Raw genomic sequence first — 25,565 nt, forward strand, 5'->3', positions numbered from 1 at the left:
ACTGTGACGATCCCTATGAATAACAACAGCTTTGGCTCCATTGAAACGATCTTGCCGCACCGAGGCACGATGCTGCTGCTCGACGGCGTCAACGCCTGCACGGACGAAACCCTGACCGCTTACGCAATCGTCCGGGCGGATGCCTGGTACGCCGATGCCGACGGCGCGATGCCGGGGTGGATCGGCATCGAACTGATGGCGCAGGCGATTGCCGCTCACGTCGCTTTACTTGCGATGCGTGCAGGCGGGCGGGCACGTCCCGGCGTATTGCTCGGATCTCGCCGGTACGAGGCACACATACCGGTGTTTGGCCGCGGTGCCCGGTTGCGCATTGAAGTGAAAGAACTGCTGCGTGGCGACGAAGGCCACGGCGCGTATGAATGTTCGATCCATCACGACCAGGAACGCGACCAGAATCGCGGCAGCGTGTGCTGCGCCGAGGCAGTCATCAAGGTGTATCAACCGGCTGATTTTCAGTCGTTTATCGAAGGGAGTCTCGGATCATGAGCCGGCGTGTTCTTGTAACGGGCGCAAGCCGCGGCATTGGCCGCGCGATAGCCTATCAACTCGCGACAGACGGCTTCACGGTCTCCGTGCATTGCCGCAGCGGCCGTACCGAAGCTGAAGCTGTCGCAACCGGCATTGCCGCGCAGGGCGGCACGGCGCGCGTGCTGCAATTCGATGTACGCGACCGCGCCGCATGCCGCGAGGTGCTCGAAGCAGACGTCGCCAGCCATGGCGCGTATTACGGCATCGTCTGTTGCGCGGGCGTGACGCGTGACGCGGCGTTCCCGGCGCTCACGGAAGAGGACTGGGACATCGTGATCGAAACGGGTCTCGACTCCTTCTATAACGTCGTCCATCCGCTGACCATGCCGCTCGTGCGCGCGAAGCAGGGCGGCCGCATCGTGACGATCGCTTCGGTCTCGGGCGTGATGGGCAATCGCGGGCAGGTGAACTACAGCGCGGCGAAGGCGGGACTCATCGGCGCCACGAAGGCGCTCGCCGTCGAACTGGCAACGCGCAATATCACCGTCAACTGCGTGGCGCCTGGATTGATCGACACCGGCATGCTTGAGGGTGTACCGCTCGATCAGGCATTGAAGACGGTGCCGATGAACCGCGTCGGGCAACCGGCTGAAGTGGCGTCCGTGGTGAGTTTTCTCATGTCGGATGCCGCCTCGTACATCACGCGCCAGGTGATCGGCGTCAACGGCGGGATGATCTGATGAAGCGCGTAGTCATTACCGGCATGGGCGGCGTCTCGGCATTCGGCAATGCCTGGGACGAGATCGAAGCAAACCTGAGAAGCGGTCGCAACGCTGTGCGCCGGATGCCCGAGTGGGACTACTTCGAGCTGCTGCATACGCGACTCGCGTGCCCATTGCCCGCCTTCACTACGCCAGCGCATTACCCGCGCAAGAAAACCCGTTCGATGGGACCCGTGTCGCTGTATTCGGTACGCGCGAGCGAACTGGCGCTGGCCGACGCAGGTCTCGCCGACGACCTGACGATCAAGGACGGCCGCATGGGCGTGGCCTACGGATCGTCGTCCGGATCGGTCCAGCCGATTCGCGCATTCGGCAAGATGATCGAAACCGGTTCGATGAGCGACGTGACCTCGAATAGCTACGTGCAGATGATGCCGCATACCACGGCCGTCAACGTCAGCCTGTTCTGGGACTTGAAGGGCCGCATTGTGCCGACATCGTGCGCGTGTGCATCGGGTAGTCAGGCGATTGGTTACGCCTACGAGATGATTGCAGCCGGCAAGCAGACGCTGATGCTCGCGGGCGGTGCTGAGGAGCTGTCCGGGCCGGCAGTCGCCGTGTTCGACACGCTCTATGCCACCAGCACGCGCAACGACGAGCCGCATCTGACTCCGCGTCCTTTCGATGTCGCCCGTGACGGTCTCGTGGTCGGTGAAGGCGCGGCGACTTTGGTGCTCGAAGAGTATGAACACGCGCTTGCCCGCGGAGCGCACATTCATGCGGAAATCGTAGGCTTTGGATGTAACTCGGACGGCGCACACATGACGCAGCCATCGGCCGAGACCATGGCCTTCGCCATGCAGCTCGCGCTGCGCGACGCACAGCTTCCGGCTGAAGCTATTGCCTACGTCAACGCGCATGGGACCTCGACGGACCGCGGCGATGTAGCAGAAAGCCACGCGACCGCGCAGACCTTTGGCGCGCGTTTGCCGATCAGTTCGCTAAAGAGTTATGTTGGCCACACGCTGGGCGCGTGCGGTGCGCTGGAGGCATGGTGGACCATCGAGATGATGAAGCGGAACTGGTATGCCCCGACGCTCAACCTCACGCAGGTCGATCCGGCTTGCGCACCGCTCGATTACATCATGGATAGCGGCCGTACTATTGATGCCGACTATGTCATGAGCAACAACTTCGCGTTCGGCGGCATCAATACGTCGCTGATTTTCAGGCGCATGCCATGAGTGCGACTATGCCGACGTCCCGTGGTCTGTCACGCGTGGTTGTGACGGGCATGGGTATTGTGTCGTGCCTGGCCAATACGCTCGACGAAGTGTCTGCCGCGTTGCGCGCAGGCAGAAGCGGTATTACGCGCGTCGACGCATGGCGTGAACGTGGTCTGGCAAGTCAGGTGGCGGGTGTGGCGTCTGTCGTGGACGAACCGCCGTTCGATCGCAAGCTCGAGCGTTTCATGGGCGACACGGCGCGTTTTGCATGCCATTCAGCGCGCAAGGCAATACACGATGCCAACCTTGATCTCGCCCTTTTGCGTTCGCCGAGTGCAGGCGCGGTGATCGGCTCGGGCACCGGCACGATCTCCGCTTATGACGCAGCGATGGTGGTTGCTCACGCGCGCGGTATCGAGAAAGTGCCGCCGTACGTGGTCCCGCAGGTGATGGGCAGCACCACATCGGCGAACGTGGCCCAGGTGTTCGGGCTCGAGGGTATGACCTATTCGCCGTCGTCGGCTTGCACGACATCGGCGCTTGCAATTGGTCAAGCGATGCAACTGATCCAGACCGGCCGCCAGCAGATCGTGCTCGCGGGCGGCAGCGAAGGTTTGCACGACAACATGACGCTGATGTTCGACGCAATGGGTGCATTGTCGCGTCGTTTTAACGACGCGCCGGAACGGGCCTCGCGTCCCTACGACAGCACGCGCGACGGTTTCGTGATTGCGTCGGGCGGTGGCGTGCTGGTGCTGGAGTCGCTGGACCATGCGTTGTCGCGAGGCGCACGCATTCATGCCGAGCTGACAGGCTTTGGCCATTGCACGGATGGTGCGGGCATGGTGAGCCCGCATGCATCTGGCATTGCGCGCGCCATGCGTGGCGCACTCGACGAAGCGGGCACACGTCCGTCCTATATCAATACGCATGCACCTTCTACGCCGCTTGGCGACGTCGAAGAAGTGGATGCGTTGAGGGATGTATTCGGAGATGACATTCCGTCGTTTTCATCGACGAAGGGTTTGTCGGGCCATCCGCTTGGAGCCTGTGGCGTGCACGAGGCGATCTACGCCTTGCTGATGATGCGCGATGGTTTTGTCGCCGGGACGGGGCCGATCGAAACGCCCGATCCACGCGTGAACGGCATGCCGCTCGTGCGGAGCTCAAGGCCGATGAAGATAGACACCGCGATGTCGATTTCATTCGGGTTCGGCGGCAGTTGCGCCAGCCTGGTCTTCAATGCGTGGAAGGGTGCTTGAAAAGGCTCCACTGACCGTAGCAAGCTTAATGAACACAACGACCGTAATAATAACTAACCGGGGAAACAGGATGAAGAGCAAGTATGCGTTTGGTGGACTGATGGCGATTGTAGCGACGTTGTCCGGGTGTGCAACGCAGGTGAAGTCGTTGCCGCTTGCGCCGGTGGTTGCTCGGTCCGCTCAGCCGGCGCCAGGCGCGCAGGTCGCGTTGTATTTCGGCTCGCAGGATCATCCTGCCGTGCAAAGTCAGCTTGGACAAACCACTGCGTCGGTGCGTATCGCGCGTGAGACCGATGGGCAGGATGCGGCATGCAACCGTGCGCTCGCCGCTGCGCTGGAGAAGTTGCGCGCGTATGCCCGGGATCGTCACGCGAATGCCGTTATCAATGTCGGGACGAGTTTTCATAGCACTGAATCGGCGTCGGCCACCGATTTCACCTGTGGCGTGAGCCCCAGCGCGGCGGCCTTGCGGGTGCGTGGGGACGTGGTTGTGCTTGACGCGCAGTAACGTGGAATTAACGCGGAAAATTAAAGCAAAGCTGCGATCGGCCGATTCAACCTGCCTTGATCGCAGCCACATTGACAAGCGTTTCACGACGCTTGCCCGGCAACGGGCGGTGCAACCCAAGCCGTTCAAGGAGTCCGAAGTCCGCCGCACGACTCCACCACAGGTAGGGCATGGAAACGTTTTGTGAACCGAATGCAAAGCCTGCATTGCGGATCATATCGAGGTAACCGTCGGCGCTTTTCTGCACATGCATGGGATGGCGGAACAGCAAGCGGATCACCCAGGACTTGATATACGCGTCGGTTGATTCGGCGAACAGCAAAACCCCGCCGGGCTTCAGCACCCGGCGAAATTCATCGAGGCAGCGGTCTTGATCCACGAGGTGATGAAAGGTCTGATGGCAGAACACGATGTCGGCGCTCGCATCGGGCAAGGGCAGTTGCGCGCAGTCACCGTGCAGCAACTCGATCTCGCACGCCCAGCCGTCGCCGCGCGAGCAAGCCCGCGCAGCATCCTGGGCTTCCACGAGCGAAGGCTCATGGAAATCGACTCCGATGATCCGGCCAGGCCTGAACGCCTCGCCGAGCAACCGGAGCGATTGCCCTTGTCCGCAGCCCACATCAACGATCACGGGGGCCGCGGGCAGGGTGGTATCGACCAGGCGCTTGAGGTCGTTGATCGCTACGCGCAGTACGTGATGTTCCCACGTGGCGGTACGCAGGAACCAGAGCCCGAAGGCCGTCTCCGGCACGAAGGCAACGCTGGATGTTTCGGATGACGACACGAATTTCTCTCCGGCAACAATGGATGCGAGCAGGGCGTATGTCATTGTAATCGCAAGCATGGCACGTATAGAAGCGAGAGCGGGAAAGTTGATCCAAGCAGATGATTGGGTAACTTTCGCCGCAAGAAATTTTACCGACAGCCCCAGGGCCTAAGCGAGGCACCCTTGAATACTGATTCTTCGACGCAAGACACGACTGTCGATGTAGCCATCATCGGCGCGGGCCCCTCGGGAGCGGTTGCGGCTGCGCTGCTCAGAAAGGCGGGCCGTTCGGTGCTCGTGCTCGAACGCCAGCATTTTCCGCGCTTTTCGGTGGGCGAGAGCCTGTTGCCGCAAAGCATGGCATATCTGGAAGAGGCCGGCATGCTGCAGGCCGTCGTGGAAGTAGGGTTCCAGTACAAGAACGGCGCGCATTTCATTTATCGCGACCAGTCGTCGTCCTTCGATTTCCGCGATAAACACTCGCCCGGATGGGGCACGACATACCAGGTCGAACGGGCGGTCTTCGATGACCTGCTGATTCGCTGCGCCGCCGATCAGGGCGCCGAAGTGCGTTTCGGCCACACCGTGCAGGCGATGCAAACCGGCACCGCGCCCGTGCTGGACGTGATCGATGAGGCGGGTGTCGCATACCGCGTGCAAGCGCGTTTCGTGCTCGATGCAAGCGGCTTCGGCCGTGTCTTGCCGCGTCTCCTGAATCTCGAAGCGCCTACGCGGATGCCCACGCGCGCGGCCGTCTTTACTCATGTGCGCGACGGCATACCAGCCGGCGGCACGGACCGCAACAAGATCTGTGTCGCGACGCATCCGGAACATCGCAATGTCTGGTTCTGGATGATCCCGCTGGCAGGCGGACGCTCGTCGGTCGGGTGTGTTGCGGAAGCGAGTTTCCTGGAGGGGCCGGAGGATGAACGCGATGCAAAGCTGCGCGCGCTGATTCAGCAGGAGCCGACGCTCAACCGGCTTATCGGGGAGGCGCCGTTTTTGATGCCGGTGCGACATATCGGCGGGTATTCTGCGAACGTCGAACGGCTGCATGGTCCGGGATACGCGCTGCTTGGTAATGCCGGCGAGTTCCTCGATCCGGTTTTTTCATCGGGTGTAACGATCGCGCTGCGCTCCGCGCACCTGGCGGTACAAACGCTCGAGCGGCGGTTCAACGGAGAGACGCTCGACTGGCAGGCAGAGTACGATGTGCCGCTACGAAAAGGGATTGATACGTTCCGTGCATTCGTCGAGCGGTGGTACACGGGAGAGTTGCAGGACATCATCTTTTATCCGCATAAAACACCGCAGATCGCGCGGTTTATCAGCGCGGTGCTGGCGGGGTACGCGTGGGACGAATCGAATCCGTACGTGGCCGATCCGGTGCGCAGGCTCAACGCGCTTCATGAGGTATGCAAGGGAGCGTGAGGGGACATGGATGCTGCCGACCTCTGGCTTCACATCTGCGGATCGTTGATCGGGAAAGTGGGGCGTCCGTCCTTCGCGGGAAGCCCCCACTTCTGCATCACACTTTGATAAAGCCCTTGCTTTTGCAACTTGATCAGGGCTTGCTGGAACGCATGAGCGAGCCGCTTGCCGTTGTCGTCGACGCCAAAGCCGATTCCGTATGACGAGAGGTTGTAGTAGTACACCGCCTGGTATTTGTCTGGAAATTTCTTGATGTTGTAATTCGCAGCGGGCGAGTCGATCCACACGACCTGGCTTGCTTCGTTGGTCAGCGACATCAGCGTCATGCTGGTGTCCGGATAGGTGGCGATCGAGATCGCTTTCTTACCGTCCGCCACGCATTTGTCGCTCACTTCATTGGCCCGTTGCAGGGGGGCTGTGCCACGCGGCAGTGCGATCTGCATCCCACATAGATCGTCGAGCGACTTGAGCGTCGGTTGCCGCTTAGGCGAGGCGACGATCGTCTGGCCGACGTTCAAGTAGTCGATGAACGTCACCTTGCCATGACGCGACGGAAAATCGCCAAGCGACAGCAGCACATCGAAGCGGTTCGCGGCTAGGCCCGGAATCAACGAATCAAACGATGCCTGCACGAACTTGATTTTCAGCCCCAGCACTTTGGCCGCAGCGGAGATCAGATCGGGCGCGAAACCCGCCACGTCGCCGTCTTCGTCGATGAACTTGACAGGCGCGATCTCCGGATTGACCGCAACCGCAATGGGTTGCTTCTGACGATAGAACGCCGGCACGAGCGCGGAAAGCGCGGGGTCGGCTGGGATCGCGTCGACATTCGGCGGGCCTTCGGCGAATGCCGGTGACACGACGCACAGCGCAACGTTGAGACTGAGCGCGGCGGCGACGGTGAGTCGCGCAATGATTCGGGTGGAACGCACGGGCGTGGTCATGATGTGGGGCGATTCGAATGGGGTTGACCGGGCTAAAGCGTACGCGCTGCTGTGACGCTCATCGCGCTTGCACCGCAGCGGCCGCGAAATGACGCTGATGCCACAACAGACAGTGGGCGCACGGATCGTCGTGCGTCGATGAATCGGTGATCTCGCCGATAAAGATCGTATGCGAATAGCCGTTGTGCGTCGCGATTACCTTGCAATCGAGAGAGACGACACTGCCGGTCAGCAACGGCGCGCCACTCTTGCCAGCTGTCCATTGCGCGGGATCGAAACGAGACGGGCCTTTCTCGCTGGCAAAGCGTTGCGCGACGTTCTTCTGATCGGCGGACAGCAGGTTGACGGCAAACACCTTCGCACGCAGGATCACGTCGTGTGCGCTCGCGCTCCGGTTCACGCAGACAAGCACCGTCGGCGGATCGGCTGACAGGCTGCACACCGATGTCGCGATCAGACCGAACGGCGTGCCGCTTTCAGCGGTCGTGATGAGCGTGACGCCGTTGGTGAAGCGCGCCATCGCGTTGCGGAAAAGTTCGTCGTTTGTGTCGGTGTTCATGGAAAACGCCTCGCGTCAGGCGTGCGCCGCTCCGTGGCAAACGGCGCACGATATTTTTAGTCACCGGAATTTAGTCGCCGAAGTGCAGGGGCTGCAGTCCGAGATTGCCCCTCAGCGTGCTCGCCTCGTATTCGGTGCGGAACAGTCCGCGCTTGCGCAGCTCGGGAAGAATGTATTGCGTCAGGTCGTCGACACCTTGCGGCAACGTCGCCGGGCAGATATTAAAGCCATCGGCAGCGCCGGCCCGGAACCACCTTTCCAATTCGTCGACGATGTCCTGCGCAGTGCCAACGATCTGCCAGTTATTGCCCGAGGCGACGCGCTTGTACATTTGACGGATAGTCAAATTTTCCCTGTGCGCCAGCGCGAGCAGATTCTCCGCGATACTGCGCACACGCTGATTGCCGACATCGGGCACCGGGCCGTCTAGATCGTATTCGGACAAATCGCCGAGCACGCCGTACAGAATGGCCATTCCGCTAAGCGGATCGATCAGGTTTTGCAGCTGATCGAACTTGTCCTGCGCCTCGCCGCGCGTCTTGCCGACATACAGCGTAACGCCGGGCATGATCAAAAGTTGATCCGGCGTGCGGCCATATTTCGCGAGGCGGCCTTTGAGGTCGTCGTAGTAGACTTTGGCGCCTTCCATGCTGCCTGCGTTGCTATAGACGACATCGGCATAGCGTGCGGCAAGCTCGCGTCCCGCTTCGGCGGCACCGGCTTGCACGATGATCGGACGGCCTTGCGGCGTGCGCGCGGAGTTCAGCGGGCCGCGCACCTTGAAGTGCTTGCCCTTGTGATTCGGGACGTGCAGCATGGTCTCGTCATAGAAGACACCGCTCGCCTTGTCACGGATAAACGCGTCGTCTTCCCAGCTATCCCACAGCTTCCTGACCACTTCGACGAACTCGTCCGCGCGCTCATAACGCTCTTCATAGCCGAGATGCTCGTCGCGGCTGAAATTCCACGCTTCTTGCTGTGACCACGACGTGACGACGTTCCAGCCCGCGCGACCGCCGCTGATATGGTCGATCGACGCATACTTGCGTGCGATATGGAAAGGCTCGTTGTATGTCGTCGAAGCCGTCGCGACCAGGCCGATGTGCGACGTGCACGCACCGATCGCCGCCAGCAAGGTCAGCGGTTCGAGTTCGGCATTCTTTGCGTCGCGGGCGAGCGATCCTTTTGGCGTATCGTTTGCGCGGACGCCGATTCCGTCGGCAAAGAAAATCATGTCGAGTTTGGCTTCTTCGGCTTTTTTTGCAGTCCGAAGAAAATAATTGAAATCGATTGCGCCTGCTGCCGGCACATCCGGATGCCGCCATGCGGCCATGTGATAACCCAGATATCGCATCGACAGGCCAATTCTGATCTTTCCGTCTGTAGTAGTCATTTTTTCAAATTCCGATCGAAATTTCCAAATCACCGATTAACCGTCATGCACTAGGTGCGCAGGCTGGACAGAAAGCGTTTGCAGCGTTCGGTTCCGCCGCCATCGAAGATATAGGCCGGTGTGCCCTCATCGACGATGCGGCCACCGTCCATCAGCACTACGCGGCTCGCCACCTTGCGGGCAAATTCCATCTCGTGCGTGACGACGACCATCGTGGTGCCCGTGAGCGCCAGTTCCCTGATCACGTTGAGCACTTCGTTGACGAGTTCCGGATCGAGCGCACTGGTGGGCTCGTCGAACAGCATCACTTCTGGTTCCATCGCGAGCGCGCGCGCAATCGCGACGCGCTGCTTCTGTCCGCCGGACAGTTCGGAGGGGTAGTGGTGCATTCGGTCCGCGAGTCCAACGCGCGACAGCAGATACTTGCCGCGCTCCATCACGTCGCGCTTGCGCTTGCGCCCGACGATGCACGGCCCGGCCAGCACGTTGTCGAGCGCCGAATAGTGCGGGAACAGATGGAAGCCCTGGAAGACCATGCCGAAGTAACGGCGTTGCTGGTCGAGCGTTTTGTTCGGCAGGCGGACGCAGCGCGTACCGCGCATTTCCGTGCCGAGCACTTCACCCTTGAAGGTAATGCTGCCGGCATCGATCAATTCAAGCATGTTGATGCAGCGAAGCAGTGTGCTCTTGCCCGAGCCGGACGGCCCGATCATCGCGACGACTTCGCCTTTGGACAGCGAGAAGTCCACAGCATCTAGCGCGGTGAAGTCGCCAAACTGCTTTGTGACGGAACGCATGTCGAGAAAGCGTGTCGTGTCGTTCATCGCCGACGTGTCCTTGAGGATCGCGTTCACGTCCGCACTCCTTTCCTGAAGTGACGTTCAAGCAGACTCTGTGCCGCCATTGCGAGGCTCGTCAGCGCCAGATACCAGATACAGGCGACGGTCAGCAGCGGAATCGTTTCGAAGTTGGTCGCGTAGATCAGTTGCACGGTCGTCAGGAGTTCGACATAACCGATCACCGTGACGAGCGACGTGTTCTTGAACATTGTGATCAGTTCGTTGGCGAGCGGCGGAATGATGATGCGCACCGCTTGCGGCATGACCACATGCCACATCGTCCGGAAATCGCTCATGCCGATCGCCTTGCAGGCTTCGCGCTGTCCCCGATCGACGGCTGAGACGCCGCCGCGAAAAATTTCCGCGCTATAGCCGCCGAGGTACATCGCGAGACCGATCACGGCCGCGCTGAAGCGCGAGATGATCTGGTTGGTGTCGACATCGAACAGATTTGCGTGAAGTAACGGCAGCGGCAGATAGAGCCGCGGAATGAGCGCCGAAAGGAAGAACAGGAACAGCAGCATTGCAAGCGGCGGCGTTGCGCGGATGATCCAGATGTACACATAGCCGGCGGCGCGCAGCACTGCGTTGTCCGCCATCCGGCAGGCGGCGATCACGACCCCGAAACACAGGCCAAGCGCGCTCGACAGCACGGTCAGGATCAGCGTATTCCCCAATCCCTTCATCACGCGCTTGTTGAACAGATAATGGGCGACGATGTCCCACTGCCAGCGCTGGTTGTCGACCACCAGTTCGACGAACAGTACGACGACGACGAAGAGCATGGCGTACCAGAACCAGTCGGATTTCTTCGGGCGCGCATGAATGCGTGAGCCCGCAGGCGGCTGCCCGCCGGGCCTGTACGCTTCGCTCTCATGCCGGTGGCCGAGCGACGCCTCCGTGAAAAACGCAGCGGGGTCCTGCATGTCTTTTCTAGCTTCAATGTCCACTGGCCCGTCCTCGTGAAGCAGTCGTTTCGAAAGATGCGCAATGCGTCGATGAAGCGACTATAGGCAGGCAAAACTATTACATCCAACACAATTTTGTTCGTTTGATCCTATTCTATGTAATGCCTTAAGATCGCTGCACGGTGAGCTTTCAACGCTGCCGCATTGCACCAATATTCGAGGTGACACGCTCGTGGCCAGACTCAATGCCAAGCAAATGGAAGTGTTCGTCGCGGTGATGACGCACGGCTCGATCACCGCCGCCGGTCAGCGCCTGAACGTATCGCAACCGGCCGTGAGCCGGATGATCGAGCGCTTCGAGCAGGAGGCCGGTTTTGTCGCTTTCGAGCGGCGCCGAGGCAAGCTGGTGCCGACGCCGGAAGCGGAAATCTTCTTCGCCGAAGTCACGCAGGTCTATCGCGGCCTCGATTATCTGAACGAAGTGGCGAGGGAAATCGGCACCACGCGGCGCGGCTATTTACGCGTCGGCGTATTTCCCGCATTCGCCGAGGGCTGGATCACCGAGCGCATCACCCGCTACGTCGCGGGGCGTGAGGAACTGCTGACGTCGCTGGAGCCAATGTCGACGGATAGCGTGATCGAAGCCGTGTCGCGGCAAACCATAGATCTCGGTATTGCGTTGCGCGCGTCGGATCGCGAGGGTTTGCGCAGCGAGGAAATCAACAGTTCGGAGATCGTCTGCATCCTGCCCAAAGGGCACCGCCTGACTGGACGACCCTTGTTGCAGCCGGCCGATCTGTCGGGCGAAGACTTCATTTCGATGGCCGCCAAGGTGAAGGCGCGCACGTCGATCGATGCCGTGTTCGATTCGAGCGGCGTCGAGCGACGCATTCGCGCTGAGACACCCTGGGCATCGACGGTCTGCCATATGGTGGCGCATGGTTTGGGCGTCGGGCTCGTGATCCACGAGTCGGCGCTCGAGTTCGCACATCTCGGCTATCACATTGCCGCGTTCAAGCCGCACATCGACTATCGCGCGTATCTGATTACGTCGACCGCTCGCCCGTTGTCTACAGCGGCAAAGGGGTTTCGCGACATGCTGCTGCTCGATTTCGACCAGGCAAAGAAGGCGCCGCGGGCGTCGAAGCGTTGGCCGACTTGAAGGGGCGATGAGCTCACAGGCACCGTGGAGAAACGCAATTGCGCGAACGCTAATAAGCTTAGCTAATTAGCGGCCCAGCGTCGGATTGCTGAAGCCCGGGCGGTTGATTTAGACGTCTCTTGCTGGATCTTGTAAATGAATGCCGAAGGATAGGTTGTTCGGGCATCACGGCGCAACGTGGTCGAGCGCACAGACTGCCGATACGGCTTCGTGGTCTGGTTGAGGCGTTTGGACTTCCCGACCCACCAGGAATATTCCGTTCGGACTGCGCACTGCGCAACCACAATAATGAGTACATGGGTACATGAGCTGCCGTTATGGTTGATGGCACTTGTCACTTTCGGTGCGATATTTCTCGTGGGCGCGGCCATCCATTTCGTGACTGGATGGCTTGCTGCCGGTCGATATGAGCGATCATTCAAGGCAATTTCGCCCGGTCTGCTTTCTCCACTCGGTATCATATTCGGCTTATTTATCGCTTTCACGGCCTCGCAGGTATGGAACGATACAGCGCGCGCCAATGCCGCGGTGGCCACTGAAGCGAGTGCGCTGCGATCGGTTGTCGTGATGTCCGCCGTTTTGCCAATCGAAGCCCAGACCGAACTGCGCAGGATGATCCGAGACTACATCCAGTACACCGCGACGATTGAATGGCCGCTCGTGGCGAAGGGGGCCGTCACACTTAACGTTAGTCCTCCTACGCTGAACAATGCACTGAAGTTCACACTATCCCTGCCAGTCCTTACGCCCGGACAGCAGACGGCGCAGCGCGAGGTCGCGGCGTCCCTGCAACACGCTCTCGAAGTGCGTCGCGAGCGTATCCTGATCAGTCGCAGCGAAGTGAATGGTGTCAAATGGTTATGCCTGGCGTTTTTGGCAGTGTGCCTGCTGTTCGCCATCGCGTTCGTTCATTGCGACAACCGGCTGGCATCTGCCGTGGCAATCGGTCTGTTTTCGGCGGCACTCGCCACAACCTTTTTGCTCATCCTCTCCCACGATCGGCCCTTTACAGGAGAAATCGCGCTGACGCCGGAGCCATTGCTGCAGGTGATGCCTGAGAACCGCTGACCGTTGCGGTATCCCAAGCCACCGCCCCGGCCGAACAGCCGACTACACATCGAAGCGTCTGAACGAGCACTGGCAAGACGGATGTGACATTTAAACCTCGCGGCAGAGATGAAAGCGAGCGCTCCCTTATTGCCGCCCGCTACCTTACACCAATCGGCGGTACCGACCGTCACTTGACCTTCGCATCGCGAGAAATCAGCCACTCGCGGGCCACGCTTGCCAGTCCCGAGCCACCCATTCACGCGTGAACGCGCAACCACCTCGCGGACCGGCTAGACGCGCTGCCCGGTCTAGCGCGTTTGCCTGCACTGGAAACGCGACCAACTCAACTTTTTCCCTACCCCGCCGATATACCGCCTGAAGGCAGCATCGGATTGGACAGACGCGACACTCGTTGCAGCGGTGAGTGTTGGAGCAGCGAACGAAGAAGGACATTTTCTGCGGAGCACCGCTCGCCGAACGGGCGGGCGCCGTGGGGGTACGCCTCGAAGAAGACCCTGCCAGATCGAAGCATCTTCCAGCCCATAGCGTGCATGCGAGCACGACAACAAACGCCGCCACAGGAAACACCAGTAGCTCTGCATGCGGCGTCCACCACGTCATCAACGCCGCGACCACGGGCTACGCCACACTCACCCAACCCAGGTGCCTCAAAAGGGCAGCCTTCAGGATCATGAAACGAATCCCTGCCACGTTCCTCGCTGCGCTACTGATCGCGACCATTGCGCCCTTGTGCCAGGCGCAATACACCACCGACTGGCTGGCAAACACATTGGGGACCAACGCCACCCGCGTGGGTAGCGTCGCGCGCTCCATGTGGGTAGCGCCCGAGGGTGTGATCTATACGGCTTCAATGTGGGACGAAAACGAGGGCGGAGTCGCCCTCTACCAGAACGGCCAAAGTATGGGGTCCATAGGAGGGCACGGCGATTTCCAGGGCGGGGCCATTACGGGTAATGCAACTTCAATCTTCGCTGCGCTGGCATTTACTAGCACTTACGGCAGCGGAACGGTGGGGCGGTACAACCGGACCAGCCAATCCCGCGATCTGCTGATCTCGGTCAGCGCGACAACGACTGAGCAGCGGGCCGATGTAATCACGGGACTCGCGACGTCGGGCTCACTCCTTTATGTAAGCGATTTTCCGGGAAATCGCGTCCGGGTCTACACCACCGACGGCACCTGGCGACAGGACATCAACGTCCCAGGCCCTGGCGGGCTCGCCGTGGACGGCGCAGGAAACATCTGGGTCGCGCAGAAGAGCGCGGGCGCGATCCTCGAATTCAATCCGGCCGGCGCGCCGCTGAACACCATCCAGATGTCCGTCACCGCTCGACCGTCCGCGCTGTATTTCGATTCGTCGACCGGGTATCTCATGATCGGGGACGAGGGCCCCGACATGAACATCAAGATCTACAACATCTCGAGCACGCCAGTTCTGGTCAGTACGTTTGGCATCCAGGGCGGATATCTCGACACGACGGCTGGAACAAAAGGCCGGGTCGGCGATAAGCGGTTCACCCGCGTCACCGGCATCGGCAAGGACTCAGCCGGCAACCTGTACGTCCTCAACAACCCATGGGGCGGAAGCTGGGACCTCGGCCGCGACGGCGGCACGGACATTCACTCTTACAGCAGCGCCGGCACCTTGCAATGGAAGCTTCAGTCTCTCAACTTCGAAGGGGTCGCCGCTCCGGACCCCGGCAGTGACGGTGCCTACTTCTATGGAGGCACCAACCTCTACAGCGGCACCGCTGGAGGAACCTTCGTCGCGAACACGGTCGATCCGGTCGACTATCCCGCTGATCCCCGAATCAACATCAACGATGCCTCTCGCGATGAGCACTTTGGTCAAGTCGCCGCCGTCGGCACCAACCGAATCCTTGTGGCGTCCGGCCAGAATCCCGATACCTTTTACTTCTTTCACTTCAATACGGCGAATGGCTACATCGCCATCCCGGATGGCTCGATTCCAGGGACATTGTTCAACGCGACCGCGCCAGTCAGGGACGGATTTTGCCTTGACAGCAAAGGAGACGTCTGGGCCGGTCTGGATAAGACGAATGCCATCTGGCACTACCCGCTGACCGGCTTTGACGGCAACGGCAAGCCGACATGGGGAGCAGGAGTTGCAACGCCGATACCGAGCACGATCACGCCGTTGTCGCGGATCATCTATTTGCCCGATAGCGACACCATGATCCTTGCACAGGGCCTGACCGGGGGCTCAGGCTGGACGTCGATCGGAACGAGGGTCGAGGTGTATCACGGCTGGCTCGCAGGCAACACGACCGCACCCAACCCCGTGATCAACCTCACCAGCGCCAATCCCAAGTCGATCACGGCAGCCGGCAACTATCTCTTCGTCGGATACGTACACACCGTACCCAACATCGATGCCTTCAATCTGACCACCGGCGGCCTGGACACCACGTTTATCAACAGCAGCCCCAGCACCGTGTATGTAGGCAACGACGTGGATTCCATGTACGGCCTCAGATCGTACCTTCGGTCGACCGGAGAGTACGTGGTCACGAAGGACAACTACAACGGTACCAGCATCGTTGTTTATCGTTGGACACCCTGATCCGCCCGCGTCGCTCTTCCCGAAAAACACGTTGAATTCAGGGATGGACTTCTCAGGAATGGTGGCGCCCGGCACCGGCCGTGCAAACATCCGCATTTTGCGAGTAGCATGTAACGCCTCGGCAAGCACACACATCATGCTTGACCGGGCCGATCCTGCGCTCGCTCGCAGCATCGCTTAAGCCTCGAGCATCGTAGATAAAAAAACGTGCCGTACCGGAGGAGACAAAGAATGCGCAAGATGCGTTGGATGGTCATATTTCTATGCTTCCTGGCAATCGCGATCAACTATGTCGATCGTGCGAACCTCGCTGTCGCAGCACCTCAAATTCAGAAGGCGCTCAACATCGGCCCCGCACAAATGGGCCTTGTGATGAGCGGTTTCTTCTGGACCTACGCGCTGATGCAAATGCCTTTCGGCTGGTTCATCGATAAAGTCGGCGCACGCATCGCATTGCCGCTTGCAGTCGGGTGGTGGTCCATATTCACCGCGCTCACGGCGGCGACCTCGAGCGTAGCGGGTATGTTCGGTTGCCGCCTCATGCTCGGCGTGGGCGAAGCGGGCGCTTATCCGGCGTGTGCGAAGCTGGTTGCGCAATGGTTCAAACCGGCGCAGCGCGCGTTCGCCACCAGTATCTTCGATAGCGGCTCGCGGGTCGGCTCCGCACTCTCCATCCCGATTGTCGCGCTGATCATCAGCGGCTTCGGCTGGGAAGCGTCGTTCGTCGCGACGGGCGCGGTCGGCTTGCTGTGGGTGCTTGGCTGGTTCGTGATCTACCGAAATCCGTCGCGTGGGGATCTGACCGGCGAGGAAAATACAACGCCTGTGCCGCGCGAAAAGACAGCCGGCCAGAACGTCACGTGGGCCTCGCTCTTCAGGCATCGCACGCTGTGGGGCATGATGCTCGGCTTCTTCTGCCTGAACTTCGTGATCTACTTTTTCATCACGTGGTTTCCAAGTTATCTCGTGCAGACCCGCGGCTTTTCGCTCAAGTCGCTCGGCACGCTCGGCATGATTCCCGCGCTCATCTCCATTCCCGGAGGCTGGCTGGGAGGCATCGTTTCGGATGCGCTCTACAAGCGCGGCTGGAGCCTGACGAAGTCACGCAAGACCTGCATGGTCGGCGGCATGCTGCTTTCGTCGATCATCACGCTGTCGGCGTTCACGACCAGCATCTATGTGATGCTTGCATCGTTCGGAATTGCTTATGGCAGCCTCGCGTTCGCTGCGGCAAGCATCTGGTCGCTCCCCGGCGACGTGGCGCCGACGCCGGATTACGTGGCTTCGATCAGCGGTATCCAGAACTTCGCATCGAATCTCGCGGGCATCGTGATCACCACGTTCACCGGCTTTATGCTCGCACTCACCAAAGGGTCGTTCACCATTCCCCTGATCGTCGCGGGCGGTTTCTGTTTTCTCGGCGCATTCAGTTATCTGGTGATCGTAGGCAAGATCGAGCCGCTGCAGATTCCGGGTGACCAGTCGCTCGACGTAGCTGAGTCCCAGGGAGCGGGGGGACGTTAACGCTCCCGGGTGCATTTTGTAAGCGTCGCCGCAACTCGACGGCCATGAAATGCCCCTGGCAAGCCAACTGGAAGCTTCAGTCGCCGCCCCGCGATCGGCTTAGCCGCTCAGCTGCTCAGTGGCTGCAGACGGTGATTAGCTCGGTGATTAGCTTCGTGGCCCGGGGGAATCCTGCCGGAGCCATCCCTGGCGCCGCAGTCTTTACTGCGTCGCATGAGAAAATTTCGCATCGTCCGATGTTTCGTTGTATACTTCGTCCCCGATTGAGCAAACGGTTGTGGAGCAAGGCTGTCAAGGCTGGCAGGGTGTGTTGACAAACCTTCTGGCACACCGCGTTCCGGTTCAATCGGCCGACGGGTTGTTGCAAATGATTGAATTAATCGGCTGCGCTGTTCTCGTGCGGATCGTTGCAAAAGATGCAAGAAAGGAGTGGTAGTTCAGTTGGTTAGAATACCGGCCTGTCACGCCGGGGGTCGCGGGTTCGAGTCCCGTCCACTCCGCCAGCATTCACGAGAAAGGCGAACTCCGGTTCGCCTTTTTTATTGCCCGCTGCTGTAACATCGGGCGTTTCGTATTAGGCAGAATCGTCACGCATGCTCGACTTTTTCCGTAATCACCAACGCCTGATGATGGCCCTGTTGATCCTGATCGTCGTGCCGGGATTAGGAATTGTAGGTATCCAGGGCTTCAGCAGTTTCTTCGACGAAAACGCCAACGTCGCCAGCGTCAACGGCCACAAGATCACGCGTGTCGAGTACGACGGCGCGATGCGCCAGCAAGTCGATCGCGCGCGTCAGATGCTCGGCGCCCAGTTCGACCCGAAGATGTTCGAATCGCCGGAAATGCGCGCGTCGCTGATCGACAGCCTCGTGCAACAGCGCGTGCTCTCAGACGAAACCCAGCGCCTCCATTTGACCGCGTCCGACGCAGCGGTACGCCGCGCATTGCTGGCCGATCCGACCATCGCTTCGCTGCGCAAGCCGGACGGTTCCATCGATGTGGACCAGTACAAGCAATTGCTCGCGATGCAGGGCATGACGCCTGAGCAGTACGACGAACGCGTGCGTTATGGCCTGGCCTCGGACCAGATTCCGGCGAGTATCCAGTCCACGGCGTTCACGTCGAAGACCCTGGCGCAGACGCTGACCGAGATCGCCGAGCAGCGCCGCGACGTTCAAGGTCTCGCGTTCCGTACCGTCGATTACACCGCGAAAATCCAGCCTACCGACGCGCAGGTGAAGTCGTATTACGACGCCCACAGCGCTGAGTTCGCTACGCCCGAGTCCGCGACTATCCAGTACCTGGTGATGTCGCCGGCTACTTTGTCGGCAGCGGTCAAGCCGTCTGACGCGGATCTCAAGAAGTACTACGACGACAACATCGCGCGCTTCAAGACGCAGGCTCAAGTTCGCGTGAGCCACATCCTGATCACGGCGCCGAAAGACGCAAGCGCCGCCGACAAAACGAAGGCCAAGCAGCAAGCCGAAACCCTGCTCGCGCAGGTCAAGGCGCATCCGGATCAGTTCGCCGAGATTGCACAGAAAAATTCGCAGGACCCGGGATCGGCGGCAAAGGGCGGTGACCTGGGCTATTTCAGCCGCGGCATGATCGCAGGCGGCCAGGCATTCGACGACGCCGCGTTCGGCTTGAAGAAGGGTGAAATCAGCGGGATCGTGCAGACGGATTTCGGTTATCACATCATCGAAGCGACCGACGTGAAGCCGTCCGTCACGCAGCCGTTCGACGAAGTGAAGGACGCGATCACGAAGGAAGTCGTCGCGCAGCAAGCGGCGAAGAATCTGGCTGACGACGCGGAAGGTTTCACCTCGACGGTGTACGAACAATCGAAGTCGTTGCAGCCCGCGGCTGACAAATACAAGCTGCAAATCCAGACGGCGACGGTTGGATCAAAGCCCGATCCGAAGCTGCCGCCTGATAGCCCGCTGAACAATACGAAGTTCCTCGCAGCCGTATTCGCGCCGGACGCCGTGAAGCAGCACAACAACACGCAGGCTATCGATATTGGCAACAGCACGCTGATCGCAGGCCGTGTGACGGACTACAAGGCGGCGGCCGTACCCGCACTCGATACCATCAAGGACGCCGTGCGCACGAAGGTCGTGGCGGAAGAAGCAGCCCAAGCCGCTCGCAAAGAGGGCGTGGCCAAGCTGGCCGAGTTGCAGAAGTCGAACTCGACCACAGGTTTTTCGTCGGTATCCAAGGTGTCGCGTAACGACGCGCAGGGCATGCCGCCCGCCGCGCTCGCCGCTATCTTCAAGGCGGATTCGTCGAAGCTGCCGGCTTATGTAGGCGTCGATCTTGGTGCGGACGGATACGCTATCTATCGCGTGAACGGTATCGAGAAGCCTGATCCTGTGACCGCGGACCGTCTTGCCGGCGCACAGCAGCAAGTCGCTCAGGTCTACGCGCAAGCCGAGATGGAGTCGTACCTCGATTCGTTGAAGGCGCGCTCGAAGGTGAAGATCACGAACGTGCCGACCACGTCGGATCAATCGCAATGATCCTCGCGGTCTGATTCACTCGATTTGACCCGCACGATAAAAAGCCCCGCTGGCGAACCCAGCGGGGCTTTTTCATATCGGGCTTCCTTCTTCCGAAAGTCCAAGGAGAAGGCGCCCGATGGATGGGTTACAAGACCTTCAGTGAGGTCAGAGGCATGCCTGGATGTCGCCGGCGGCATCGCTGCCGGCCGAGCCCGCAGCGCGGAAACCGACCCATGTACCGGGACCTGAATAGTTGGGGCGTACGATAGCCTTGGCGCCATCGGGCGGTTGCTGACCCGGAACGTAGACGTCAGCTGCCATGTCGTTCGCGAGCGTGTCTTGCGAAACCACTTGTTGCTGTGATTTATCGGCCCATTTCTGCGCGATACATTGTGCGACGACCTTCGGGGGTTGCTGGCTCGTGCCGACCTGACTGACGCCAGGGGACATGGGAGCGGCGCAAGCCGAGATCGCGACGGTCAAAGCGAGAATTGGTAAATATTTCACGTTACCTCCTTTCAATGCGCTCACAGCGGAGCCGGGGTTTTTCAGGGTTACGCGAAAATCTTGATTGCTGAATCGTGGCCGTATTCCGCGCATGGCTAAAAGCCAACCAGGCGACGCGCTGACAGGGTTATATCGATGAATCGCTTCGATCAGCTATAACCTCCGGTCATTTCGATGGCGCGCCCAGCAAAGGTCTTAAAACTGGCCAGACGTTGTTCAATAGCAAGGGCTGGGCCTGAGGGGTCGGATGAATCTGGTCGGCCTGGAACATCTCGGGCTTGTTTTCAATACCAGCCAATAGAAACGGGACTAGCGGCACCTGTTTTTCTTTGGACAATTGTTCATACACACCGTGAAACTTTTGCGAGTAGTCGGGGCCATAGTTAGGCGGAACATACATCCCGACGAGTAAAACTTTCGCGTTGGCGGCCTGTGATTTCTCGATGATCGCCCGCAAGTTCGCTTCTGTGGTCGCGAGCGGTACGCCGCGCAGCGCGTCATTGGCGCCGAGTTCCACAATGACTATGGCTGGCTTGATGCGGTTGAGCGCAGCGGGCAGGCGGGCAAGGCCGCCGCTGGTGGTGTCGCCGCTGATGCTTGAATTGGCGACGCTATAATTGAAGTGCTCTTTTGGAAGCTTTGAGCGCAGCAACGCAACCCAGCCTGTATCGCGCGGCAGGCCGTACTCCGCGGAAATGCTGTCGCCGAGGACCACGATCGACGGTTTGCCGCTCGTTGCCGTAGCGCTCGCCGCAACTGCAACGGCAACTGCAGCCGCGTCTTGCGCGGCATACACCGGCGTAGCGCCCATGCATGCAACCAATGCAACAAATGTCAGCGGTGCCAGCGTGGCGCGCGTTGTCCAGTTCACCTTAAGTCTCTCCATGCAAAACAATATCGAACCAGTCATTGAAGTACGGGGTTTAAGCAAGCGGGTGAAGGACGCGACGGGCGAATTGATCATCCTTGATCAGATCGACCTGTCGATCGAAAAGGGCAGCAGTGTTGCCATAGTCGGCGCATCGGGGTCCGGCAAGTCCACGCTGCTCGGTCTGCTTGCGGGATTGGACAGCGCGACGGCGGGCTCGGTTCGCTTGCTCGGGCGCGACCTGGGCACGCTGAACGAAGACGAACGCGCGGCATTGCGCAGCGGCTCGGTGGGATTTGTCTTCCAGTCGTTCCAGTTGATGCCGCACCTGAGCGCTCTCGAGAACGTGATGTTGCCTCTGGAATTGCGCGGCGATGTGCCGCACAAAGAGATTGCGAGCCGTGCACGGGACCTGCTCGAACAGGTCGGCCTCGGTCAGCGGACCGCGCATTATCCCAAACTGTTATCCGGTGGCGAGCAACAACGCGTGGCGCTTGCGCGCGCGTTTGTCACGCATCCGGCCGTGCTTTTCGCCGATGAACCTACTGGCAGTCTTGATGCGGCAACAGGTTACGCGATCATCGATTTGATGTTCGAGATGAACCGCCGCAATGGCGCCACGCTCATTCTGGTCACGCACGATATTGAACTGGCCGGGCGATGCGACGCCACGGTGACAATTGAAGCAGGGCGCCTTGTGAATGGCCTGAGCGTGTAGTCGGCTTAGAGAGAGGTATCTCGCGTCTTCATCAACCGAAGACGTGAGATACCCGTTCATCAACCGTTTACAGCCCCTTCAACGCGGCCTGCGCACGCGCGATCAACGCCGATGTCGACGAATCATGCTTCGCGGGATCGGCCTTGTCGCTGGTGATATCGGCTTCCACCACTTTGCCGAGGATCTTGCCCAGCTCAACGCCCCACTGATCGAACGAGTTGATGTCCCACACCGCGCCTTGCACCAGCACCTTGTGCTCGTACAGCGCGATGACCGCGCCCAATGTCTCGGGCGTGAGTGCATCGAGAATAATCGTTGTCGTCGGGCGATTACCGGGGAAGCTAAGGTGAGTGGCAAGCTCTTCCTTGCCCGGTCCTGCGACCTTCTTCGCTTCTTCCATTGTGCGTCCGAGCATCAGCGCTTCGCTTTGCGCGAAGCAGTTCGCGAGCAGTTTCGCGTGATGGTCGATCAGCGGATGTTCCGGCGTCAACACGGCGATGAAGTCGATCGGAATCATCGTCGGTCCCTGATGCAGCATCTGGTAGAACGCGTGCTGACCATTCGTGCCGGGTTCGCCCCAGATCACGGCGGCGGTCGGATAATCGACCATGGTGCCGTCAAGCCGTGCCGACTTGCCGTTGCTCTCCATCTCGAGTTGCTGGAGATACGAAGACAGGTAGCGCATGGCTTGCGAGTACGGCGCGACCATCACGCTTTGCGACTCGAAGAAGTCGCGATACCAGATGCCGATCATGCCCATCAGCACGGGCAGGTTGCGCTCGAACGGCGCGGTACGGAAATGCTCGTCCATCGCATGCGCGCCGGCGAGCAGCTTCTCGAAGTTCTCCGGTCCAACCGAGATCACGATCGACAGGCCAACCGTGGACCATAGTGAATAACGGCCGCCGACCCAGTCCCACATCTCGAAGACATTTTCCTTCGCAATGCCGAACTTGACCACTTCCTCAGGATTCGCCGATACCCCCACGAAGTGCTTTGACAGCGCTTCTTCCGGGCAACCGCTTTTCACGAACCACTCGCGCATGGAGCGCGCGTTGGTCATGGTTTCGAGCGTGGTGAAGGTCTTCGACACAACGATAGCCAGCGTCTCTTCAGCGTTCAGGCCCTTCAGTACGTTGTAGATATCGGCCCCATCGACGTTGGAGACAAAATGCGTGTCCAGACCCGGCTGTGCCAAGTGCTGTAATGCATGCACGACCATCTTTGGTCCGAGATCCGAGCCGCCAATCCCGATGTTCACCACATGGCGAATCCGCTTGCCGGTGTAGCCGGTCCACGAGCCGTCGCGAACCTTGTTCGCAAACGTCGCCATCTTGGCTTTTTCAGCGCGGATTTCTTTCTGGAAAGGGGAATTGTCGTCGGTGGATCGCAAGGCCGTGTGCAGCACCGCGCGATGTTCCGTGACATTGACGATATCGCCGGCAAACACGGCGTCGCGCTTGTCAGCGACCTTGGCCTGCTGCGCGAGTTCGACCAGCAGCTTGAGCGTGGCTTCGGTGACGCGGTTCTTCGAGAAATCGATGGAGATGCCGCCGCCGTCAAAAGTCAGGCGCTCGGCGCGGGACGGCGTTGTGTCGTTTTGCGGCGCGAACCAGTCGCGCAGGCGTTCGTCACGGATGGCATCGTAATGCGTCTGGAGCGCCGGCCAGGCAGGAAGCGAATTGAGCGTCATAACGGTCCGTTTATCAGAGGGTGACGGGAAGTGCTGTTCATCGCGCGGAGTCTGATGAGGGTTCATCTCGACGGGCTCATCGACCGCCGCGTCGACCAGCTTACGCGCGAGTCAACAAGTATAGCCACGATGGATGAATGATTGCTTGCATGGAAGTCAAGGCGCGTTGGCCATGGCTTCCTGCGTTGGTTCGTGTTTCGTTCGTCCTGGATAAACGCCGTTCGCAAACGACACCACCGGCGGGCTCGCTTATGCGGCGTAAAACAGCCGGTTGAGCAAGCTGCGTACCTTCGGAGCCAGCTCGCCCGCGGTCAATCCTGCGGGACCTTCGCCTTCGCGGGTCAGCTCTTCAGCGGCCAGCCCGTGCAGATAAACGCCCGCCAGCGCCGCCTCATAAGGCGGCAACCGCTGCGCGAGGAAGGCGCCGATCAACCCGCCCAGCACGTCACCCGTCCCGCCGGTGGCGAGCGCGGCATTGCCGGTGGGATTCACTGAAACGCGTCCGTCCGGCGAAGCGACGATCGTGCCCGTGCCTTTCAACACAGCGACCGCAGCGAAGCGCGCGGCCAGCTGCCGTGCGGCAGCGATGCGATCGGCTTGCACTTTTTTTACATTCGATCCGAGCAAACGCGCGGCTTCGAGTGGATGCGGCGTCAACACGCACGGGTCCCCGCTCGCGCCCCGCTCGGCGACCTTGGCAGCCAGCTTTTCATCCGATGAAATCAGGTTGAGCGCGTCGGCATCGAAGAGTTTGGGGACATCGAGCGCGAGGACATCGACGAGCACCTTCTTCGCGCGTTCACTCTGGCCCATGCCGCAGCCGAGCGCGAGCGCGTTCATCTTGTCGAGTGAGAGCTGGTCGACGTGGTGCAGCATCAGCTCGGGATGCGGCGGGTCATAAGGCGGTGAATCAGTGCCGATGAACGCCACGTTCACTTTGCCCGCGCCGCCGTACAACGCCATGCGCGCGGCCAGGATCGGCGCGCCGCACATGCCGGTGTCGCCGCCGAGCACGGCCAGCGTGCCGAATGTGCCCTTGTTGGTCGCGTAATCGCGGGGCGGCAAGTGCGAGCCGAACAGCGATGGCGCGTTCAGCACGACACAGGATTCAACGGGCGGCTTGACGCCCAGGTCGGCGATATAAAGCTTGCCCGTGAGGTCGCGCCCATCGCCGGTGAAATGGCCCGGTTTCGCGCCGATAAACGTGATGGTGTGCGTGGCACGCACGGCCTGTGCACGGCCGTCGGCGCTCCGGCTGACCGGTTCGCCGGTGTCGCTCGACAGTCCGCTCGCGATATCCAGCGCAAGCACGCCGCCGCTCGCCTTCGAACGCCGCGACAGGCGTGCGGCGAGATCCGCGAACACGCCTTCCAGCGGCCGTCCGAGACCGATGCCGAACATGCCGTCGACGAGCCAGCCGAGGTTGTCGAAGGATTGGGGGGAATCGGTGGTGATTTTCACGCCCGCTTGCCTGGCTTCGGCTAGCGCCCAGCGTGCATCGTCGGGTTTGACTTCCACCGGCATGCAGACTTCGACGTCGATGCCGGCTTGCCGCAAGCGGGCAGCCATCACGAGCGCATCGCCGCCATTGTTGCCCGGCCCGGCCACGATCCAGACCGGCAGCGCGGCAAGATGCGGCATATGCCGGTTCTGGTCGATGACAAATTGCGCCGCAGCAGCCCCGGCGCGTCCCATCAGCGTATTGGCGGGCAGGGAAGCCGCCGCACGGCTTTCAAGCGTGCGGAGTTCGTCGAGTGTCAGGAGCGCCAGCGCGTGATCGCGCGGCTCGACGTAGGGCGGCGCAGAGGTGTTTGATACGGCGGAGGAAGGGGAGTTGGAGTCGGTCATGGCGCCAGCGTTGGAGGAGTGCGTGAGCTCATCGCAATT

Annotated in this window: 22 protein-coding genes and 1 tRNA gene; 13 read left to right on the forward strand and 10 right to left on the reverse strand. The window is 60.4% G+C overall.

Annotated features, from left to right (window positions below; translation table 11 throughout):
- The first annotated feature begins 15 nt into the window (after positions 1-15).
- The 5 genes from BSU04_RS08990 to BSU04_RS09010 all read left to right on the forward strand — a co-directional run bounded on the left by BSU04_RS08990 (position 16) and on the right by BSU04_RS09010 (position 4,207).
- Complete coding sequence (locus BSU04_RS08990; protein WP_089160289.1) at positions 16-507, forward strand: hotdog family protein; 492 nt, start codon at positions 16-18, stop codon at positions 505-507.
- Positions 504-1,229 carry a 3-ketoacyl-ACP reductase FabG2 gene (locus tag BSU04_RS08995; protein ID WP_089160290.1) on the forward strand — a complete coding sequence of 242 codons (726 nt, stop codon included), beginning with the start codon at positions 504-506 and terminating at the stop codon, positions 1,227-1,229. Before BSU04_RS08990 ends, BSU04_RS08995 begins: the two co-directional genes overlap by 4 nt.
- Positions 1,229-2,455 carry a beta-ketoacyl-ACP synthase gene (locus BSU04_RS09000; protein WP_089160291.1) on the forward strand — a complete coding sequence of 409 codons (1,227 nt, stop codon included), beginning with the start codon at positions 1,229-1,231 and terminating at the stop codon, positions 2,453-2,455. Before BSU04_RS08995 ends, BSU04_RS09000 begins: the two co-directional genes overlap by 1 nt.
- Positions 2,452-3,699: a beta-ketoacyl synthase N-terminal-like domain-containing protein gene (locus BSU04_RS09005; protein ID WP_256982342.1), complete on the forward strand. Its 1,248-nt coding sequence runs from the start codon at positions 2,452-2,454 to the stop codon at positions 3,697-3,699. The genes BSU04_RS09000 and BSU04_RS09005 overlap by 4 nt, the downstream gene beginning before the upstream one ends.
- A gap of 70 nt (positions 3,700-3,769) precedes the next feature.
- Positions 3,770-4,207, forward strand: coding sequence for a signal peptidase (locus tag BSU04_RS09010; protein WP_089160293.1), 438 nt, complete (start codon positions 3,770-3,772; stop codon positions 4,205-4,207).
- A 46-nt stretch (positions 4,208-4,253) separates the two neighbouring features.
- Here BSU04_RS09010 and BSU04_RS09015 read toward each other — a convergent pair whose 3' ends face one another.
- Complete coding sequence (locus BSU04_RS09015; protein WP_089160356.1) at positions 4,254-4,991, reverse strand: class I SAM-dependent methyltransferase; 738 nt, start codon at positions 4,989-4,991, stop codon at positions 4,254-4,256.
- A gap of 165 nt (positions 4,992-5,156) precedes the next feature.
- Between BSU04_RS09015 and BSU04_RS09020 the strand changes: the two genes are divergently transcribed.
- Positions 5,157-6,404: an NAD(P)/FAD-dependent oxidoreductase gene (locus BSU04_RS09020; protein ID WP_089160294.1), complete on the forward strand. Its 1,248-nt coding sequence runs from the start codon at positions 5,157-5,159 to the stop codon at positions 6,402-6,404.
- 29 nt (positions 6,405-6,433) lie between these two features.
- On the opposite strand, the gene BSU04_RS09025 is transcribed toward BSU04_RS09020, so the two are convergent.
- The 5 genes from BSU04_RS09025 to BSU04_RS09045 form a co-directional block, all read right to left on the reverse strand.
- The gene (locus BSU04_RS09025) at positions 6,434-7,348 is read right to left on the reverse strand and encodes an ABC transporter substrate-binding protein (protein ID WP_089160295.1); all 915 of its coding nucleotides are present in this window, start codon (positions 7,346-7,348) and stop codon (positions 6,434-6,436) included.
- Between the two features lie 58 nt (positions 7,349-7,406).
- Positions 7,407-7,907: a flavin reductase family protein gene (locus BSU04_RS09030; protein WP_089160296.1), complete on the reverse strand. Its 501-nt coding sequence runs from the start codon at positions 7,905-7,907 to the stop codon at positions 7,407-7,409.
- 70 nt (positions 7,908-7,977) lie between these two features.
- On the reverse strand, positions 7,978-9,300 hold the full coding sequence (locus tag BSU04_RS09035; protein ID WP_089160297.1) for an LLM class flavin-dependent oxidoreductase: 1,323 nt from the start codon (positions 9,298-9,300) through the stop codon (positions 7,978-7,980).
- A 50-nt stretch (positions 9,301-9,350) separates the two neighbouring features.
- Complete coding sequence (locus BSU04_RS09040) at positions 9,351-10,154, reverse strand: amino acid ABC transporter ATP-binding protein (RefSeq protein ID WP_089160298.1); 804 nt, start codon at positions 10,152-10,154, stop codon at positions 9,351-9,353.
- Positions 10,151-11,089, reverse strand: a complete 939-nt coding sequence (locus BSU04_RS09045; protein WP_089160299.1) for an amino acid ABC transporter permease — start codon at positions 11,087-11,089, stop codon at positions 10,151-10,153. The genes BSU04_RS09040 and BSU04_RS09045 overlap by 4 nt, the downstream gene beginning before the upstream one ends.
- A gap of 190 nt (positions 11,090-11,279) precedes the next feature.
- Between BSU04_RS09045 and BSU04_RS09050 the strand changes: the two genes are divergently transcribed.
- The 6 genes from BSU04_RS09050 to BSU04_RS09075 all read left to right on the forward strand — a co-directional run bounded on the left by BSU04_RS09050 (position 11,280) and on the right by BSU04_RS09075 (position 19,910).
- A complete protein-coding gene (locus BSU04_RS09050; RefSeq protein WP_089160300.1) occupies positions 11,280-12,209 on the forward strand; it encodes a LysR substrate-binding domain-containing protein in 930 nt (309 codons plus the stop codon).
- Between the two features lie 324 nt (positions 12,210-12,533).
- Positions 12,534-13,277: a bestrophin-like domain gene (locus BSU04_RS09055; protein WP_256982344.1), complete on the forward strand. Its 744-nt coding sequence runs from the start codon at positions 12,534-12,536 to the stop codon at positions 13,275-13,277.
- A 673-nt stretch (positions 13,278-13,950) separates the two neighbouring features.
- Positions 13,951-15,864 carry an SMP-30/gluconolactonase/LRE family protein gene (locus BSU04_RS09060; RefSeq protein WP_179258256.1) on the forward strand — a complete coding sequence of 638 codons (1,914 nt, stop codon included), beginning with the start codon at positions 13,951-13,953 and terminating at the stop codon, positions 15,862-15,864.
- 231 nt (positions 15,865-16,095) lie between these two features.
- Positions 16,096-17,388 (forward strand): MFS transporter, encoded by a 1,293-nt coding sequence (locus BSU04_RS09065; protein WP_089160301.1) that lies wholly within the window; start codon positions 16,096-16,098, stop codon positions 17,386-17,388.
- Between the two features lie 426 nt (positions 17,389-17,814).
- Positions 17,815-17,891 (forward strand) — tRNA-Asp (locus BSU04_RS09070).
- 90 nt (positions 17,892-17,981) lie between these two features.
- On the forward strand, positions 17,982-19,910 hold the full coding sequence (locus tag BSU04_RS09075; RefSeq protein WP_089160302.1) for a SurA N-terminal domain-containing protein: 1,929 nt from the start codon (positions 17,982-17,984) through the stop codon (positions 19,908-19,910).
- A 147-nt stretch (positions 19,911-20,057) separates the two neighbouring features.
- Here BSU04_RS09075 and BSU04_RS09080 read toward each other — a convergent pair whose 3' ends face one another.
- Positions 20,058-20,399 (reverse strand): hypothetical protein, encoded by a 342-nt coding sequence (locus tag BSU04_RS09080; RefSeq protein WP_089160303.1) that lies wholly within the window; start codon positions 20,397-20,399, stop codon positions 20,058-20,060.
- Between the two features lie 166 nt (positions 20,400-20,565).
- Complete coding sequence (locus tag BSU04_RS09085; RefSeq protein ID WP_089160304.1) at positions 20,566-21,285, reverse strand: arylesterase; 720 nt, start codon at positions 21,283-21,285, stop codon at positions 20,566-20,568.
- Between BSU04_RS09085 and BSU04_RS09090 the strand changes: the two genes are divergently transcribed.
- Positions 21,284-21,985 (forward strand): ABC transporter ATP-binding protein, encoded by a 702-nt coding sequence (locus BSU04_RS09090; protein WP_089160305.1) that lies wholly within the window; start codon positions 21,284-21,286, stop codon positions 21,983-21,985. The genes BSU04_RS09085 and BSU04_RS09090 overlap by 2 nt on opposite strands.
- A 67-nt stretch (positions 21,986-22,052) precedes the next feature.
- Here BSU04_RS09090 and pgi read toward each other — a convergent pair whose 3' ends face one another.
- Together pgi and BSU04_RS09100 are read right to left on the reverse strand one after the other, a co-directional pair.
- The gene (gene pgi / locus BSU04_RS09095; RefSeq protein WP_089160306.1) at positions 22,053-23,678 is read right to left on the reverse strand and encodes a glucose-6-phosphate isomerase; all 1,626 of its coding nucleotides are present in this window, start codon (positions 23,676-23,678) and stop codon (positions 22,053-22,055) included.
- 249 nt (positions 23,679-23,927) lie between these two features.
- Positions 23,928-25,526, reverse strand: coding sequence for an NAD(P)H-hydrate dehydratase (locus BSU04_RS09100; protein ID WP_089160307.1), 1,599 nt, complete (start codon positions 25,524-25,526; stop codon positions 23,928-23,930).
- Positions 25,527-25,565: the final 39 nt, after the last annotated feature.

It is taken from the genome of Caballeronia sordidicola (assembly GCF_002220365.1).
Classification (GTDB): domain Bacteria; phylum Pseudomonadota; class Gammaproteobacteria; order Burkholderiales; family Burkholderiaceae; genus Caballeronia; species Caballeronia sordidicola_C.